The 15,331-nt window shown below is 53.9% G+C and carries 12 protein-coding genes and 1 pseudogene; 4 read left to right on the forward strand and 9 right to left on the reverse strand.

The features are described from left to right. Positions 1–48: 48 nt before the first annotated feature. Entirely contained in the window at positions 49–1,812 is a 1,764-nt protein-coding gene (aspS, locus tag AACZ40_RS22155) for an aspartate--tRNA ligase (RefSeq protein WP_291176507.1), read from the reverse strand. Positions 1,813–2,166: 354 nt separating this feature from the next. Next, a complete protein-coding gene (locus AACZ40_RS22160; protein ID WP_291176504.1) occupies positions 2,167–3,312 on the reverse strand; it encodes a PmoA family protein in 1,146 nt (381 codons plus the stop codon). A 225-nt stretch (positions 3,313–3,537) separates the two neighbouring features. Between AACZ40_RS22160 and AACZ40_RS22165 the strand changes: the two genes are divergently transcribed. Together AACZ40_RS22165 and AACZ40_RS22170 are read left to right on the forward strand one after the other, a co-directional pair. Further along, positions 3,538–4,161 (forward strand): ATP-dependent Clp protease proteolytic subunit, encoded by a 624-nt coding sequence (locus tag AACZ40_RS22165; RefSeq protein WP_291176501.1) that lies wholly within the window; start codon positions 3,538–3,540, stop codon positions 4,159–4,161. Between the two features lie 154 nt (positions 4,162–4,315). Further along, positions 4,316–5,020 (forward strand): hypothetical protein, encoded by a 705-nt coding sequence (locus AACZ40_RS22170; protein WP_291176498.1) that lies wholly within the window; start codon positions 4,316–4,318, stop codon positions 5,018–5,020. An 18-nt stretch (positions 5,021–5,038) separates the two neighbouring features. Here the strand turns inward: AACZ40_RS22170 and AACZ40_RS22175 are convergent, their stop codons facing one another. Both AACZ40_RS22175 and thiS read right to left on the reverse strand, forming a co-directional pair. Then, positions 5,039–5,872, reverse strand: a complete 834-nt coding sequence (locus AACZ40_RS22175; RefSeq protein ID WP_291176496.1) for a thiazole synthase — start codon at positions 5,870–5,872, stop codon at positions 5,039–5,041. A gap of 5 nt (positions 5,873–5,877) precedes the next feature. Further along, entirely contained in the window at positions 5,878–6,078 is a 201-nt protein-coding gene (gene thiS, locus AACZ40_RS22180; RefSeq protein ID WP_145223693.1) for a sulfur carrier protein ThiS, read from the reverse strand. Between the two features lie 406 nt (positions 6,079–6,484). Here thiS and AACZ40_RS22185 point away from each other — a divergent pair, with 406 nt between their 5' ends. Both AACZ40_RS22185 and AACZ40_RS22190 read left to right on the forward strand, forming a co-directional pair. Further along, positions 6,485–7,261: a glycerophosphodiester phosphodiesterase gene (locus AACZ40_RS22185; RefSeq protein WP_291176490.1), complete on the forward strand. Its 777-nt coding sequence runs from the start codon at positions 6,485–6,487 to the stop codon at positions 7,259–7,261. A gap of 248 nt (positions 7,262–7,509) precedes the next feature. After that, positions 7,510–8,523 (forward strand): PDZ domain-containing protein, encoded by a 1,014-nt coding sequence (locus tag AACZ40_RS22190; protein ID WP_339675885.1) that lies wholly within the window; start codon positions 7,510–7,512, stop codon positions 8,521–8,523. Positions 8,524–8,531: 8 nt separating this feature from the next. On the opposite strand, the gene AACZ40_RS22195 is transcribed toward AACZ40_RS22190, so the two are convergent. From AACZ40_RS22195 to AACZ40_RS22215, 5 genes and pseudogenes are all read right to left on the reverse strand, one after another. Then, positions 8,532–9,968: a neutral/alkaline non-lysosomal ceramidase N-terminal domain-containing protein gene (locus AACZ40_RS22195; protein WP_291176485.1), complete on the reverse strand. Its 1,437-nt coding sequence runs from the start codon at positions 9,966–9,968 to the stop codon at positions 8,532–8,534. A gap of 122 nt (positions 9,969–10,090) precedes the next feature. Next, positions 10,091–11,950, reverse strand: coding sequence for a glycoside hydrolase family 88 protein (locus AACZ40_RS22200; RefSeq protein ID WP_291176483.1), 1,860 nt, complete (start codon positions 11,948–11,950; stop codon positions 10,091–10,093). 290 nt (positions 11,951–12,240) lie between these two features. After that, entirely contained in the window at positions 12,241–13,749 is a 1,509-nt protein-coding gene (locus tag AACZ40_RS22205; RefSeq protein WP_291176481.1) for a PKD domain-containing protein, read from the reverse strand. Positions 13,750–13,784: 35 nt separating this feature from the next. Further along, positions 13,785–14,567 carry a nickel pincer cofactor biosynthesis protein LarB gene (gene larB / locus AACZ40_RS22210; RefSeq protein ID WP_291176478.1) on the reverse strand — a complete coding sequence of 261 codons (783 nt, stop codon included), beginning with the start codon at positions 14,565–14,567 and terminating at the stop codon, positions 13,785–13,787. 100 nt (positions 14,568–14,667) lie between these two features. Further along, positions 14,668–15,331 (reverse strand): annotated as a pseudogene (locus AACZ40_RS22215) (acetyl-coenzyme A synthetase); the annotation flags it as partial.

Genomic DNA, 15,331 nt, shown 5'->3' on the forward strand with positions numbered 1-15,331 from the left:
AGTCAGTTCTCCTTTAGGGGGTGTCACCCTATTATGCCCGCACATTCCTTACCTGGGAATGTCAACTTTGATCCGGAGATCGCGGAGCTGGTGTGGGTCGACTTCTGAGGGAGCACCACTCAGCAGGTCGGCTGCTTTCTGAGTTTTGGGGAAGGCGATGACGTCACGGATATTATCGTTTCCGCAAATCAGCATCACCAGACGATCCAGTCCCAGGGCAGCACCGGCGTGTGGGGGAGCTCCGTAACGCAGGGCCTGCAGCAGGAAGCCGAACCGCTCTTCCGCTTCTTCTGCCGAGATCCCCAGTAAATCAAAGATGGTCTGCTGCACTTTCTGATCGTGCACACGCACGCTGCCGCTGGCTAATTCATAACCATTCATCACCAGGTCATACGATTGTGCCCGCACTTTGGCCGGGTCACTTTCGAAGTACTGCACGTCTTCTTCAACGGGCTGACAGAAGGGATGGTGTTCGGCGTCCCAGCGTTTTTCTTCTTCGTTGTAGGAGAGCAGCGGAAAATTGACGACCCAGCAGCATTTGAAATCATCGGGCCCATACAGTTCCAGCTCTTTACCCAGGCGGTTTCTCAGGGCTGCCAGGGCCGCTGAGGTTACTGCGCACTGATCGGCTACGAAGAACAGCAGATCGCCGACTTGGGCCTGCATGGCATCCATGATCTTCTGCTTGTCTTCATCGGAGAAGAACTTTGCGATGGGAGAATGCAGCCCTTCCTCGGTGACTTTGAAGAAGGCCAGCCCTTTGGCACCATATTCACCAACGAATTCAGTCAGGCCGTCAATGTCTTTGCGGCTGTAGCGGTCGGCGGCAGCTTTGGCGTTTAAACCTCTGACGCGGCCACCGGTTTCCATGGTCTTTTTGAAAACGGCAAAGTCACAACTGGCTGCGATCTCACCCACGTCGATCAGTTCCAGCCCAAACCGCAGATCCGGTTTATCCGATCCGTATTTTTCCATCACATCATGATAATCATAGCGGGGCAGAGCATCGGTGATTTCGATGTTCCGCAGCTCTTTCAGAAGGAGGGCGATCAGGCCGTCGATTAAAGTCAGAATGTCTTCCTGTTCGACGAACGCCATCTCGAGGTCGATCTGTGTGAATTCCGGCTGACGGTCGGCACGCAGGTCTTCATCGCGGAAACAGCGGGCGATCTGCATGTAACGGTCGTAGCCGCCAATCATCAGAATCTGTTTGTAGATCTGGGGCGACTGGGGCAAGGCATAAAAGCTGCCTTCGTGGACGCGGCTGGGGACGAGGTAATCGCGGGCTCCTTCCGGTGTACTGCGTCCCAGGATGGGCGTCTCAATTTCCAGGAACCGGTGTTCGTCGAAATAGTCGCGCGTCAGCTTGGTCAGGCGATGTCGGACTTTTAAGGCTTCCTGCAGACGTTCGCTGCGCAGATCGAGGAAGCGATAGGTCAGCCGCAGTTCTTCATTCGGAAGTTCGCTCGTGCCAGGTTCGAACGGAGGTGTCTTGCTTTTATTGAGTACTTTGAGTTCGTGGGCGCGGATCTCAATTTTTCCGGTCGCCAGTTTTTCGTTTTCCCGGTCATCCCGCAGTACGACTTCGCCGGCGACCTGGATGACGTCTTCCGCTCGCAGGGAACGGGCCAGCTCGTGCATGTCGGCGTCGCGATCGGGGTTGAACACAATCTGGGTCACTCCGTAGCGATCGCGCAGGTCGATGAATGCCAGGCCACCATGGTCGCGACCGCGGATCACCCAGCCCGCCAGTGTGACTGTCTGCCCGACATGATCTGTTCTTAATTCGCCACAGGTATGTGTTCGTAACACCTTAGTATGTCCTTGGTAAGAAAGCTGCAGTACCGAAAAAACGTTCGTGTGGATCCCGCGCGGTCAGGAGTAGATGCGGACTATTTGTATCAATTCAACAGACCGCATCGAGAACCGCTGATGGCTCATCGATCCTGACGTATCCTGCAGGGTATGATCCGCGCTAAGGAGCCGAGGTTCGCCTGAATGCTCCTCAAGGCAAAAACAATGAAGCTGATCTTATTCAAGCAGGCAACGGCCCGCAATGAATAGCAGGCGCTTAGCCAGATACAGACTGTGATCTTTTAACGGAATCTCCGATTATACAGACCGAAGACGTATCTGGCTGGCTGCAGTGTGAACTAACGTGCGCTTTTAGCGGTTGCGACGGAAGCGAAACAGGCCACGCCGTCTCTGCACGGGAGCCGGGCAGCAGTTGCAGTCCGGGTTGGAGACCGCTTGTGTGGCAGGAATCGGTTCGACCGGGGCACTCTGTTCTTCATAGGGAGCCTGAGCGACTTTTTTGGCAGGAGGCGCCGCTGGTTTTTTCGGAGCCGCCGATACTTTCTTCGCTTTGGGTTGTGGCTTTGCTGTCTGTTTTTTAGCAGCTGGTTTAGTGCCGGTTACTTTCAGGAACTGCTGATAGGCGTCAGCGACGTTGCCCTGTTGTGTATTGCCTTCATGAATATACAGGCCGTACGTCAGATTGAACGTTTCCCCGGCTTTGAGGTGCTTGGGGTCAGCCGGCGACTTTTTGTTCGTGTAGGAATGATCGCCAAAGGGGCTGATGGTAAACAGGCCGTAGTTGCGAACGTGGTAACGTGATTTTTTGAAGTTCTGTGGAGAGTCCATCAGAGCCACGCCATACAGTTTGCCGTTGAGCGGACCGTAGTAGTCGATCCATTCGGTAGGTTTGCCCCAGTTGTCTTTGGTGCCTTTAATTCCGGTGTTATTCTCAACACTGCCTTCTTCTTTTTCCCGCATGCCGTTGGGTAGACGAATTCCGAACAGGCCTTCTTTGGTGTCTTCGAAGACAACCGGTTTATCACCGGCTTTGAAAGTGATGTCATAAGTCAGGAGTCGGTTGGCATAGATTGAGATCACGGTGGTTTCGGTAACGATCGGTTTTCCGTCTTCGCCGAGCCACTGATTGGTGACCTGCATCACGGCGGGATTGCCGTCAGCTTTTTTGATTTTCACATCGCTGTTTTTGATCTTGCCCTTTTCTGCCCAGAAGTCAACTTCGTTGACTTCATCGACGGCCACCCAGATCCCTTTGTGGTGGGGGTGATCTTCGGGGTCGACCAGTGAGCGGGTGATGATTGTGCCATCCGCGGCGCGCACGGGAGAGAAAAACGGCTTGGGAAGATCTCCGCCGGTGTGATAGGTGGTGAATGGTTTTCCATCGATCGTCACATTGACTTTCGTACCATTTTTTGTGATTTGGACAGGGGCGTCTTTCGCGTCGGCCACTGAGCTGAAGCCGACAAACAGGCAGAGTATACTTAGCAAGATTTTCACAGCGAAAATTCCTCAAAAGGCATTTGGTCGTAACGGGTTAGTTAATTACTATCAGTTATTGTGTGCTGAATGGCATTGCTGCGCCAAGTCGCACAGACGATTTCAATGATTTTTTCTGGAACTGAACCGAAACTCTGTTTGCGAAATGACCTTTTAATCTGTTATCCTGAGTAGCTTGAGAAAAATAGATCACCCGACTCTTATCTGAAGACACATCTGAAAACAATGAATACGAAACGACGGTTGCGAACCCTGTCTCCCCTGAAATCATATCCCGGGAAATCGTCTGGTTTGCGGAATCAGGGATCACGGGATCGAGAACCGGCATGGGAAATTGCCTTGTCGGGAGATCTGGGTGATAAAGAGACCGACCTGGTCTCGCGGATTGTGGAACTGCCCCGCGGCAGTCGCGGCACGATTTACTTTGATTCGCCCGGCGGTTCCGTCTATGCGGGACTGACGCTTGCCAGCCTGATCCGACTACGCAAGTTGAACGTGGCCGGCGTTGCTTTGGGGGAATGCTCGTCTGCGGCGATTCTGCCCTTTGCGGCCTGCAGGCAGCGTTTCGTAACCACTTATACCACACTGCTGTTTCACCCGATCCGCTGGCAGAGTGAAGATGATGTCCGGTTTGAGGAAGCAGCGGAATGGGCGCGGCATTTCAAAATCATGGAATCCGATTTCGACCGGTTGCAGGCACAGCTTTTCGGTTGTGAACAGAGTCTGCTGGATCAATGGACGCGACCCGGGAAATTCGTCTCCGGACAGGAACTGGTCGATGCCGGCCTGGCGCAACTCATCGATCCTTTCTCATCAGAAGATCAGTGGCAGGTGATTGAGGCAAGATAGAAGGATTGTCCGGGATGGTCGATTCGATATTCCCGACTTGATATCGATTTCCTGGAACGGATTGCGGCTTCAATGCGTCCTGAAAAAGGTCAGGCAGTAAACGCGCTGGTACCTGACAGAGAGATTCTGTGTCTTAACTTTCAAAGGGTGTCCCATGAATGATTTCAAACAGAGCGTCTGTGCTTTACTGATCTTGATTCTGACAAACTGCTGTCTCAATTCCCTCTCTGCTGCTGATCCCCCGGTGGAACCAGAGACCGTCAAAAAGATTAAAAAGGTGGAGACCCAGGTACTGACCACGAATCCCCCTCAGCTGTTTGTTGCGGTGAGCGGAGAAGTTCCCAGTGGCGGCTTTACCGATGTGACCCTGACGCGGGTGAGCTATCGCAAACCGCCTGAAGATGGCATTCAGGATTACTATCTGAAAGCAGTGCCGCCCACGCAGCCGGCGATTGCCGTCATCTCGGAAGTCAAAGCCAGAGACCGCTGGGTCGGGATGCCGTTCTGGGTCAAGGGAATCCGCGTGCATGGCGTCGATGACGGAGTGAAGGTAGTGCTCTTCAATGAAGAACAGTCAAAAGCCAGACCGCGCGTGCGACGATTTAAAGGGACATCCAACAGCGGATCGTATGATGAAGCCATTAAAGCAGCGCTCGCGAAACTGAATAAAGCATTAGCCGATGACGGTGTTCGCGATGCGACGGCAACGTGGAAAGTGAGCTCGGTTCAAGGCGAAGTCGGAGGCATCACCGGATTAAATCAACTCAGCGTGATCATTATCGCGAACCGTCAGCCTGCCTGGAAGACACAACCCGCTGCCACTTCGGAATCAAAGCCGAAGCCGGAGAAGTCGGAATAGCAGTCAGAACGCGATCGATTATCGTTTCGGGGCGATCACGCCGGTTTCGGGGCTGGATGCGGTTGCATACAATTTCCTGGGAATGCGGCCGGCGAGGTATGCGTCGCGTCCCGCTTCGATGCCGTGTTTCATCGCCCGCGCCATTCGCACCGGATCCTGGGCACCGGCGATGCCTGTATTGAGCAGCACGCCATCGCAGCCGAGTTCCATTGCGATGGTCACATCACTGGCAGTCCCGACGCCGGCGTCGACGATCACCGGGTAATCCGGGTCATTTTCTTTGAGATATTCCAGGCAGATGCGGATGTTGTTCGGATTCAGAATTCCCTGTCCGCTGCCGATCGGGCTGCCTGCAGGCATCACAGAAGTGGCGCCGGCTTCTTTCAGCCGTTTCGCGGTAATCGGATCATCGGTTGAGTAACAGAGAACCGAGAAGCCTTCATCGACCAATTGCTTTGTGGCTTCGAGTGTCGCGACCGGATCGGGGAGCAGTGTTTTGGTATCGCCGAGCACTTCGATCTTGACCCAGTCGGCGCCCGGGTTTTCCAGGCCGCGCAGAATTTCGCGACCCATGCGGGCGACGCGGACGGCATCTTCGGCAGAGAAACAGCCGGCAGTGTTGGGAAGAATCGTGTATTTATCCAGATCGATGAAATCGAGAATATTACGCCCATCCGAATCAATCAGGCGTTCACGGCGGACCGCCACGGTAATCACATCGGCGCCACTGACTTCCAGGCTCTCCTGCATCAGTTCGTAAGTTGAGTACTTGCCCGTGCCTACGATCAGACGGGAATTCAGATGATGCGTTCCCAGTATGAGAGATGATTCTGTGCTGCCGATTGTTGCCATAATAATTACCCACCGCCTACCAGTGTTACAATTTCCAGGCGATCGCCCTCCTGCAGCGCGCAGGCAGCATGTTCTTCGCGTGGAATTAAAATTAAATTTCGTTCGACAGCCAGATACTTTGGCTGCAGTGCCAGTTCCACCAGCAGATCGGCGACTGTGAATTCAGCCGGGACCTCGCGGGTTTCACCGTTCACCTGAATTTTCACCGACCAGGCTCCTTGGAAATATACAATTTGCGACCTGCCAACATCAGAGAACACCGATCTGACTGCTGGCACAGGGGATCTGCGAAACTCTTTCGTTTGCAAAAAATGAGTTTAGAAGTGATACTGCCGGTCGTCAAGCAATGGCCGGGAAGCCTGCAGACTATTTCCAGCGGAGTGGTTTGTTTGTATTCTGAACAGAAGCTGCTGCTGACTTCCGGTGACAGTGATTGAAGAATTTCATCGATTCTTTACAAGTCTTTAATATCAATCGATATAACTTGCAGGTTGAGCGACGTGGAAATCAGTGGCTGGTCGCAGCAAAACAGATCGCATTTAGTGAGGATAGAATAGAATGTTGGCTAGACGAATTTCGAGGTTTCTTTCTTATGGGGCAGGACTCCTGATCATGACAGCAACAACTTCACTTTCTGCCGTCGAGATTATCGGGCACCGGGGCGCATCGTATGATGCTCCTGAGAACACGCTCGCTTCCGTCAATCTGGCCTGGGAGCGCAAAGCGGATGCGGTCGAGATCGATATCTACCTGTCCAAAGACGGCAAGATCGTCGCTTATCATGATAAAACCACCAAACGCATCGGCGGACGTGATCGGGAAGTCAAAGAGCAGACCTTCGACGAACTGCAGACTCTGGACGTGGGTGCCTGGAAAAATGCGAAGTACAAAGCAGAACGGATTCCCACGTTGACCCAGATTCTGGAGACCATTCCGGATCAGAAGCGGCTGTTTATTGAAATCAAATGTGGTCCCGAAGTCCTGCCGCAACTGAAACAGGAACTGGCTGCTTCCGGCAAAACAGCCGCCCAGACTGCGATTATCGGCTTTGAATATGAGACAATGCAGCAGGCCAAACAGTTAATGCCCGAGCTGGAAGTCATCTGGGTGTTCAAGGTGAAACAGAACAAAGTGACCCGTAAGTGGCAGCACAAGCCGGATTACTACATTCAGAAAGCCAAAGCAGCGAACCTGGATGGACTGGATCTGGGCTATAATGGTTTCGTGAATAAAGCCTTTGTAGAACAGGCGAAAGCAGCCGACCTGCCCGTGTATGTCTGGACGGTCAACAAGGTGGCAGATGCGAAAAAACTGGCAGCAATGGGAGTGACCGGCATTACCACAGATCGACCCGGACTGCTGCTTTCCGCTTTAAAACAGGAGAAATAGCCTGTTTTCCTGTGTTCAGCGTGGTGTCTCGTATTGATTTACACCCGGGTTTGTTCGAAAATAGACTGTGTCCAGCTTTACTGTAGCGACTCTCGTGCCCTTTGGCCCGAGTCTCATCATGGGAGAGTCGCTCAGGTGAAATGTGATGTGCTCCAGCAGCATGTCACTCTGGTACGACAGAATTATCTATAAGAGGGACCAACCCGATGAGAAACCGTTTGATTTTGCTGACAGGTTCTGCGCTGTGCATGGCGTCTCTCTGTTTCACGTCAGAGGTCACTGCGAAAGACGAACCTCAGCCGCTGCCACAGCCAGCGATTGACTACATCTTTGATCTGGAAAGCGACGACTTCCAGGCTCGGCAAGAAGCAACGCAGAAGCTGCCCGAATATGGTGAGCAGATTATCGAACCCCTTTTGAAAGTGACCCGGGGTGACAGTCTGGAAGCGGCGGTCCGTGCGATTCTGGTGATCGAGCAGGTTTACATTCAGGGGAAGGAAAAATCCATCGGCCGGGCTGAAGATGCGCTGGAACAATTGACGCATGCCAATAATCCCTCGGTGGCTATCCGGGCGGAAGAGGCCATTGATCGCCACGCGGATATTCGCGAAAAACGTGCGGTCCGCGAAATCACAAAAATGGGCGGCAAAGTGATCTTCTGGACCGCGGAAGATATTGCCAAAACTCCGGGTGCCAGTACAAGGGAACCAGGCCAGGTCCGCTACATTGTTCTGGGTGAGAAGTGGTGGTCAGGGAATGAAAAAACAAAAGAAGCGACGGAAGAAGGCGGGAACGCAAAAGAGGGCGGTGATGAAAAAGTCGGCGATAATATCAAGGAAGGGGGAATGGAACGGGGCCTGCGGTTCATAAAGCGGATCAGAAACCTGGAGACGCTCTATATGATCAAAGGCAACACGATCCCGGAACTGGCGATGGATGATTTAGTACGCGCGCTTCCCTCTACCCGCTTCCAGACGCGCGACAGCGACGCGATGCTGGGCATCTCATCATCCCAGGCGGGTGGTGTCGAAGCTGGCGGATGTCGCGTGGGGGATGTCAGCGAGGGACTGGCAGCAGCGAAAGCAGGCATCCAGTCCGGCGACCTGATCGTCCAGTTTGGTGATCAAAAAGTGGAAAACTTTAACAGCCTGGTAGATCTCATCGGCAAAAAAGAAGCCGGTGATAAAGTCGAGGTCCTGCTGATTCGCAATGGCAAACCGAAGTCAGTCAACGTGACACTCAGCAGCTGGCTGGAGAAATAACGCCTCATTCAGTCGTGTAACTGGTTGAGCAGTTTGAGCGCGGTCTGGCGGATTTTGGTTTCCGCATCGATTTCCAGATAACTGCTGCGTGCCGGCCAGGTTTCATAACCTCCCAGGGCATGCTGTGCGGGAGTAGGCAGATAGCCGCTCGAGCCATTCGCCAGTTCCATCGAGAAGGTCGCTTTGAACGGGCTCTGGTCTTTGATCGCCAGTCCGGTTTCCGTAAACACTTCGCAAGGCAAACCCACGATCCCCAGTTCACCAATGCGAATCGCCTGAATCTTGATTTTCTCTGTGGGAGGATACTTACTGAGTTCCACCGCTTCCGTTGCATAAATCTTCGACCACCGATGAGGGGTTTTCTGTTGTGGATGTTCCAGAATATCACGCGCCCATCTCAGCCGTGCTGCATCCGGACGACGAATCCCCAGCTCCAGTTCCTGTTCGATCATGTTTATGTTCCAGTCTGACTGGTGGTCCAGTTGGTCAATGACTTTCAGCGACTGTTCTGCAAACTGCTTACCCGCTTCTTCGATCCATTCAAACGCCGCATACTTCTTTTTGTCCTGTTTCATGACGGCACCCACGTTGCCGCTCGTGCCGTTGGAAAGCATGCCCACAAACGGGGGATGTGAATTTTCCGTCGTCTGTTTTTTCGCGAGATGTCTGGTGTAAGCGCCAAAATAGTCGGCACTGATCTGACCTTTCTGGTAACCCCCGCAATAGTGAATGCTCATGTTGCCCAGGATTGCCAGAGGCGTTCCATCTCGGTGTTGAACGGAAAGCAGGGAGCATTGCGGATCGACAGGTGCCGCGGGCTGGATGATTGATTTGCTCTGGCCGGCGACCGACTTGATCTGCTCTCCTGCCACTCCGAACGGGTTTATCGAGACACTGCCTTTCTCCGCCAGAAAGCGACGACAGGCGGCATACTTACCGGCATCGAAGGAGCCCCAGGCAATTTGCGCCGGTGCCAGGTTCTGCTCCGCCTGAATGATGGCGGCGGCCATCTGTTCAACCAGCTGTTCGTAATAGACGTCATCCTGCTCAGTGGCACGACCATACGGTACACGCGGGGCGGCATGCGTGTGCGTGCTGGTCATCAGGATGCGATCGACGGGTAGCCCGGTTTTCTCAAAGACGATTTTTTTCGCCCGATCAAAGTAACTCCGCTCGACCATGCACAGGTCATTCACGCAAATGGCAATCCGTGTGTCCCCGTCAGCGAGTACAAGCGCCCGCGAAAAAATTCGGTCATGCACGCCAGTCACCGGACCATTTTTCGAGATCACACCATCCAGCGAGGTTCCCACCGGGGGGGTGATGTCGATGGCAGCGGCGCCGGCCTGCAATTCGGTGGTTTCCGCTTGTGCTTCGCTGGAAATCACAGTTGGTAGCAGAACACAGGCAGGCAGGATCAGCGTCAGAAAAATGCGGGGCAACATGCAGGACCTCTTCAATGAATTCAAGTCAGTAAAGCGCGTTGCTTCCAGCATAACCGATGTCGAATCCGTTTTTCCAGAACAGAGGTCGGATTTGTTTCCGTGAAGATTAATGCGAGAGCGGTTCAATCCCGTCTCTGTTGTGCGGCGTTGTCACGTTCATTCAGCCACTGTGCCATTTCATTGGAGACCAGGAACGCCATCGCACCGCCGCGGGCGTCGGTTCCCAGGATCGCCATGCGGTCGAGATAGCCCCGCAGGTTTTTCTGTTTGCCGGTTCCCGTACAGACATCGACGAGCGTCCCGTCAAAGGCGACGCGGGTTTTGATGCCATACCAGGCACGCTCAATGATCGGCGTATATATCTTCGCGTCCAGCCAGCCTTCACGCACGCCACGAATCATCGAAAATGTGATCATGCAGGTAGACGTCATTTCGCGGTAACTTTCCGGGTGATCAATCACCTGGTGCCACATACCCGTCGGATCCTGGTGACGACTGAGTGCTTCCAAGTGCTTACGATGCCCCTCAATGAACTGTTCCCGCAACGGGGAATTCAAGGGGAGTTCTGATAAGACCAGTGCCAGTCCCAAAGCAGGAAAGCCGTTACCGCGTCCCCAGGCCGCATCGCTGAGCGGGGAATTCTGATAGATGCCATCCGGGCGCTGATCCATGTCCTGGATGAACCGCCAGTGCCTGAGTGCCATCTCATAATACTTCGTCTCTCCCGTCAGTCGACCGACGGCTGCCAGGATAGGACAGGACATAAACACGGCATCACTCATCTCCACATGATGCGGCATCGATTCCTTCATTTTTCCCTCATCGTCAAATCCGAGGTCAGCCGCCTGTTGTGCCAGCTGAAGATACTGAGGGTTTCCGGTCGCTTTGGCCAGTTCAGAAAACAACAGGTGCCCGGCGATCAGGCTGCCGCCCCCTCCCTTTTTGAGGGGGTCAGGATTTTTCTTGAGATAGGCCTGCGTGATTTTTTCCACCGCTGCCAGACGACTCGGGTCAGCCGTCAGTTCGCCCAGCTTGATCTGACCAATCAGCGACAATGCGGGCAGATATGAGAGTCCTCCCAGGTCATGGCCATACACGTTTGCCAGCTGGGTCGCAACCTGAATGGGAGTTCGTTGCAGGCGTCGCATCAACTCCAGTCGGGCCGGGGAAGGTCCTTGAAAGGAACACTGTTCCATCGCGGTCAGCAGCTCAGGCAGAAAGGCACGCGGAGAACTCGCCTCCAGTTCCACAGCCAGTGCCGGCACACGACCGACGTTTGACGGTGATTTGAAGGCGAGAGCCGATACCAGCTCCCAGCCGAATACCGGTTTGATCTGTGGTTGTAATTTATTTCCCAACGTCTTCGTTGTCGGCAGACTGTCCACGGGCACGACCCATTGAAACGGTTTGCCTTCGCGGACATCAAGTACCAGGTCCGGGGCGTGCATTCCAATCCAGCGCCACAGATATTCGGTCTCTGGTTTCGTCGGGCTGAGATATGCATCTCCCATTGGGGGGTAGCCATGCGTCGGGTTGCCTCCCGTGGCGTTTTTGGGTCCCTGCTGCAGAGCCCAGCCATCCGGGTTCGCGATGGGAACAGCAGACAGAGAATATTTTTCCCGCAGTGGTGCGGCGACGTCAGCCGTGTAAAACCATTCGACGGCATCAATCACCGCGTTCACGGATGCCTTTGATCCATCCAACCCGCCAATTAACAGGATGCGGGTTTTCCCTGTGGCTAAGTTCAAGTCCTCTGGGGAAAACACACAAGGGATCGGTGTTTCTTTACGGGTGACACCGATGGCGGAATGAATCAACGCGGGTTGTTTCTGCAGCGACTGCAGACGTTGCTGGACCGCCGACTTGAAATCCACGGTGGCCGCCGGTTTCGCTGCATTGACAGGATCTGCATACAGTGAGACGGAGTGAATAGACAGCAGGGCAACAAAAGTCAGACAGCGCATCAACGGAGGAAATTTCATGGCAGGCAGAATCCAGGCAGGAAAAACAGAAAGAGTGTGACAGAAAACAGAAGATCACAAATATTGTAAAACCGCCACTGACCAAATGCCAGCAGAGAACTCAATTCCCTGCGAACAGGAAACCAACCCCGTCGGGGCGAACCCATGTGTTCGCCCGCGGTCTCGACGTACTTTGCTTTGATGCGCTGCGAATGTTATTACTGGTCCCGTTCCGAGTCTCAAGCCAGTTCGATTTTCACCAGGCGGGCGGACACATGGAACTGCCCACGGGACGATGTGGAGATATCGAATTACGGTTCTACGCGCACATGCAGGTGTGTCACTGCTTTCACGCCATCTTCGCGGCTGCGTTCGACTTTCACCAGGTAGTCACCTGGTTTCTGATAGGTGTGCTTTGTGATTGCGTAGCCATCTTCATCCAGCGGTTTCACGTTGCCGTCCGATTTCACGCTGATCGTCGGGCTGCCATCGCCGAAGTCCCAGACTTCTTTCCCCATCGTATTTCCGAACGAGCGAACTTTAAACGTAATCGGCTCGCCAACTTTGTTATTAAGGGAAGGCCAGTAAGAGGCGTGAATGCGAGGCACATACTCTTCCATGTTTTGGGGATCGAGTACCTGCACTTCTGCGAAATCGTAATCGACATTCCCGGCTTTGTCCGTGACTTTAAGAATCTCGCTATAGGTACCAGGCTTGTCGTAGGTTCGTTTGATTTCCGGTCCAGTGGCTTTCGTGCCATCGCAAAAGGTCCACTCGTAGCTCTGAATACTATCATCGACACTATAAGATTGTGTGCCTTTGAGAACCGTGGATTCGCCCGCTTTGATAAAATGTTTGCGGCGGCTGTTGGCAACCAGTTTGGGTTGATATTGATTGCGGTACGCTTCCCAGATCAACGCATAGCCGGCCTGCGTGCCCCATTTGCCCGATGGTTGTCGGCTTTTGATTTCAAAGTGCAGATGCGACCAGCCACCACTGGCTCCTTTTTTTCCCAGGAGACCGATTTCTTCTCCCTGCTTGATGATGCGTCCCGGTTTGATACGCTCATTGATTTCATGCAGGTGGCTGTAGCGGTAGTACCAGCCACGGGTATCGCGGAGGTAAACGACATCATAGCGTGGGGCGACCGGCGTATCTTTTTTGTGGGCATCCAGCACTTCATCACCCGCTGAAACCACGATCCCATCGGTGGCCGCGATGACGCGTGTCAGCTTCTCGGCACCGCCGATATCGAGGCCGCTGTGATAATAAATCTTCGGCAGGATTTTTGTGCCGCCATCGACGGGTTCATTGTCGTACCAGGTCCGCGTGGCAAACCAGCGCTGCTCGACCGGGTAGATAAACGAACCTAGTTTCATCAGTGGGGAACCTTTGGGCCAGAACCGCAGGCGGGCGTCTTTATCGAGCCCCCAGAAGGAGGGGGTGCCGTTGGAGTTGTAACCGCCGGTAATCGAACAGTCGATCTGTACTTTACCAATCGTTTGCGGCAGATTATACATCCCCGATTCCAACTGGATCGTTTCGCCATCCACTTCCACGGTGACGATGGCGCTGCGCACTGCCTGGCGAATGGGATCGCGGGTTTCCTTGAGATCAAGCAATTTTACCTGAACCTGTTCGCCATTGCTGAGCGTCATCGTGGTCGACTCGCCGACATTCAGATCAACGACACGCACAAGGGGTGTGAATTCCGGATCAGTTTCTGAATCCGCAGCCGGGAGAGGACTCGTTGGTATGGCAAAACAGATGAGAGTGAACAGGAAGAGGCAGGACTTATGACGCGGAGATGAAGTCGGCATGGCAGGGCTCTCTTAATTGAGTCGGGGGGCGTGCATCAGGATGTTTTCTGATTCTGGTCGGCGATCAGGCCGGCGATAAAACCGGCTTTGAAGCCTGCATTGATATTAACCACCGTCACATTCGCAGCACAACTGTTAAGCATGCCCAGCAGCGCCGCCATGCCTCCCAGGCTGGCACCGTAACCGACGCTGGTGGGTACCGCGATGACCGGACAGGAGACCCAGCCTCCGACAACAGAAGGGAGTGCGCCTTCCATCCCGGCGGCAACAATGATGGCGGAAACATTTTGGATACGCGGCAACTGTTCCTGCAGCCGGTGTGGACCTGCTACCCCCACGTCGACAATGAAGTCCGGTTCGTAGCCCATCCAGATCAATGTTTCGATTGCTTCTTCTGCAACAGGACGGTCACTGGTACCCGCAGTCAAGACCGCGATTTTTCCTGAGATCAGTTCTTCATCGAAGGCCGCATCTTTTTCAGGAATGCGAATCGTGCGGGCTGTCTGATTGTAGATTGCCTGGGGAAACTGTTTGAGCACGACTTCTGCCTGCTCTTCTGAGATACGCGTTCCCAGGCAGCGCTGTTTTGCTTCCAGCAGCAGTGTGAAAATTTCAACCAGGGAAGCGGATGTTTTTCCTTCACAGAATACGACTTCGGGATAACCACATCTTGTACTGCGATCGAGGTCGATGCTCGCGGATGCAAGCGCGCCTGTTTTCAGAGGTGCCTGTTCCTGGAACTGTACGACAGCCTGCTCGACGGAGAGTGCTCCCTGGCGGACCTGCTCAAACAGTTGAGAAAGCTGATCATCGGACATCAAAATACCTCGATTCGACTGCGGTAAACAAACAGCAGGATGGTCGAAGTCCGGCCATCCTGCGAAGTAGTGTCAGGCGCTGTTTCTGCAACCCGGTGAATCAGTCTTCACTTTTGCTTAAATTGGCGATCACAGAGAAGTCTTCCAGCGTGGTTGTGTCACCTGTGCTTTCCCGGCCGGCCGCGATATCACGCAGCAGACGTCGCATGATTTTACCACTGCGGGTTTTGGGAAGTGCGGCGGCGAACCGGATTTGATCGGGAGTCGCGACAACACCAATCTGCGTGCGCACATGCTGTTTCAGTTCTTCCTTCAATTCGTCCGGACTTTCATCACTTTTCAAAGAGACAAAGCAGCAGATGCCTTCCCCTTTTAGTTCATGCGGGAAGCCCACGACGGCCGCTTCTGCTACTTTCGGATGGGAAACGAGGGCACTTTCCACTTCCATCGTACTCAGGCGGTGACCGGAGACATTGATCACATCGTCGATGCGGCCCATGATCCAGTAGTAACCATCTTCATCGCGGCGGGCACTGTCGCCTGCCAGATAACAGCCGGGAATCGTACTGAAGTAGACTTCTTTGAAGCGGTCGTGGTCACCATACAGGGTTCGCAGCATATGCGGCCAGGGTTGACGCATGACCAACAGACCGCCCTGGTTATCGCCGAGACTTTCCCCGTCTGCTGAGACAATATCGGGGACAACGCCGGGCAGGGGAGTTGTACAACTGCCGGGTTTGGTTGCGGTCACGCCTGGCAGCGGG

This window comes from uncultured Gimesia sp. (assembly GCF_963972345.1).
GTDB lineage: Bacteria > Planctomycetota > Planctomycetia > Planctomycetales > Planctomycetaceae > Gimesia.

Excerpts from the sequence above, each read along its gene's own strand:
- larB (WP_291176478.1), bottom strand. The coding sequence starts at position 14,567 with ATGTCCGATGATCAGCTTTCTCAACTGTTTGAGCAGGTCCGCCAGGGA.
- AACZ40_RS22175 (WP_291176496.1), bottom strand. The coding sequence starts at position 5,872 with ATGGCAACAATCGGCAGCACAGAATCATCTCTCATACTGGGAACGCAT.
- AACZ40_RS22185 (WP_291176490.1), top strand. The coding sequence starts at position 6,485 with ATGACAGCAACAACTTCACTTTCTGCCGTCGAGATTATCGGGCACCGG.
- AACZ40_RS22200 (WP_291176483.1), bottom strand. The coding sequence starts at position 11,950 with ATGAAATTTCCTCCGTTGATGCGCTGTCTGACTTTTGTTGCCCTGCTG.
- AACZ40_RS22195 (WP_291176485.1), bottom strand. The coding sequence starts at position 9,968 with ATGTTGCCCCGCATTTTTCTGACGCTGATCCTGCCTGCCTGTGTTCTG.
- AACZ40_RS22165 (WP_291176501.1), top strand. The coding sequence starts at position 3,538 with ATGAATACGAAACGACGGTTGCGAACCCTGTCTCCCCTGAAATCATAT.
- AACZ40_RS22170 (WP_291176498.1), top strand. The coding sequence starts at position 4,316 with ATGAATGATTTCAAACAGAGCGTCTGTGCTTTACTGATCTTGATTCTG.
- AACZ40_RS22205 (WP_291176481.1), bottom strand. The coding sequence starts at position 13,749 with ATGCCGACTTCATCTCCGCGTCATAAGTCCTGCCTCTTCCTGTTCACT.
- AACZ40_RS22190 (WP_339675885.1), top strand. The coding sequence starts at position 7,510 with ATGGCGTCTCTCTGTTTCACGTCAGAGGTCACTGCGAAAGACGAACCT.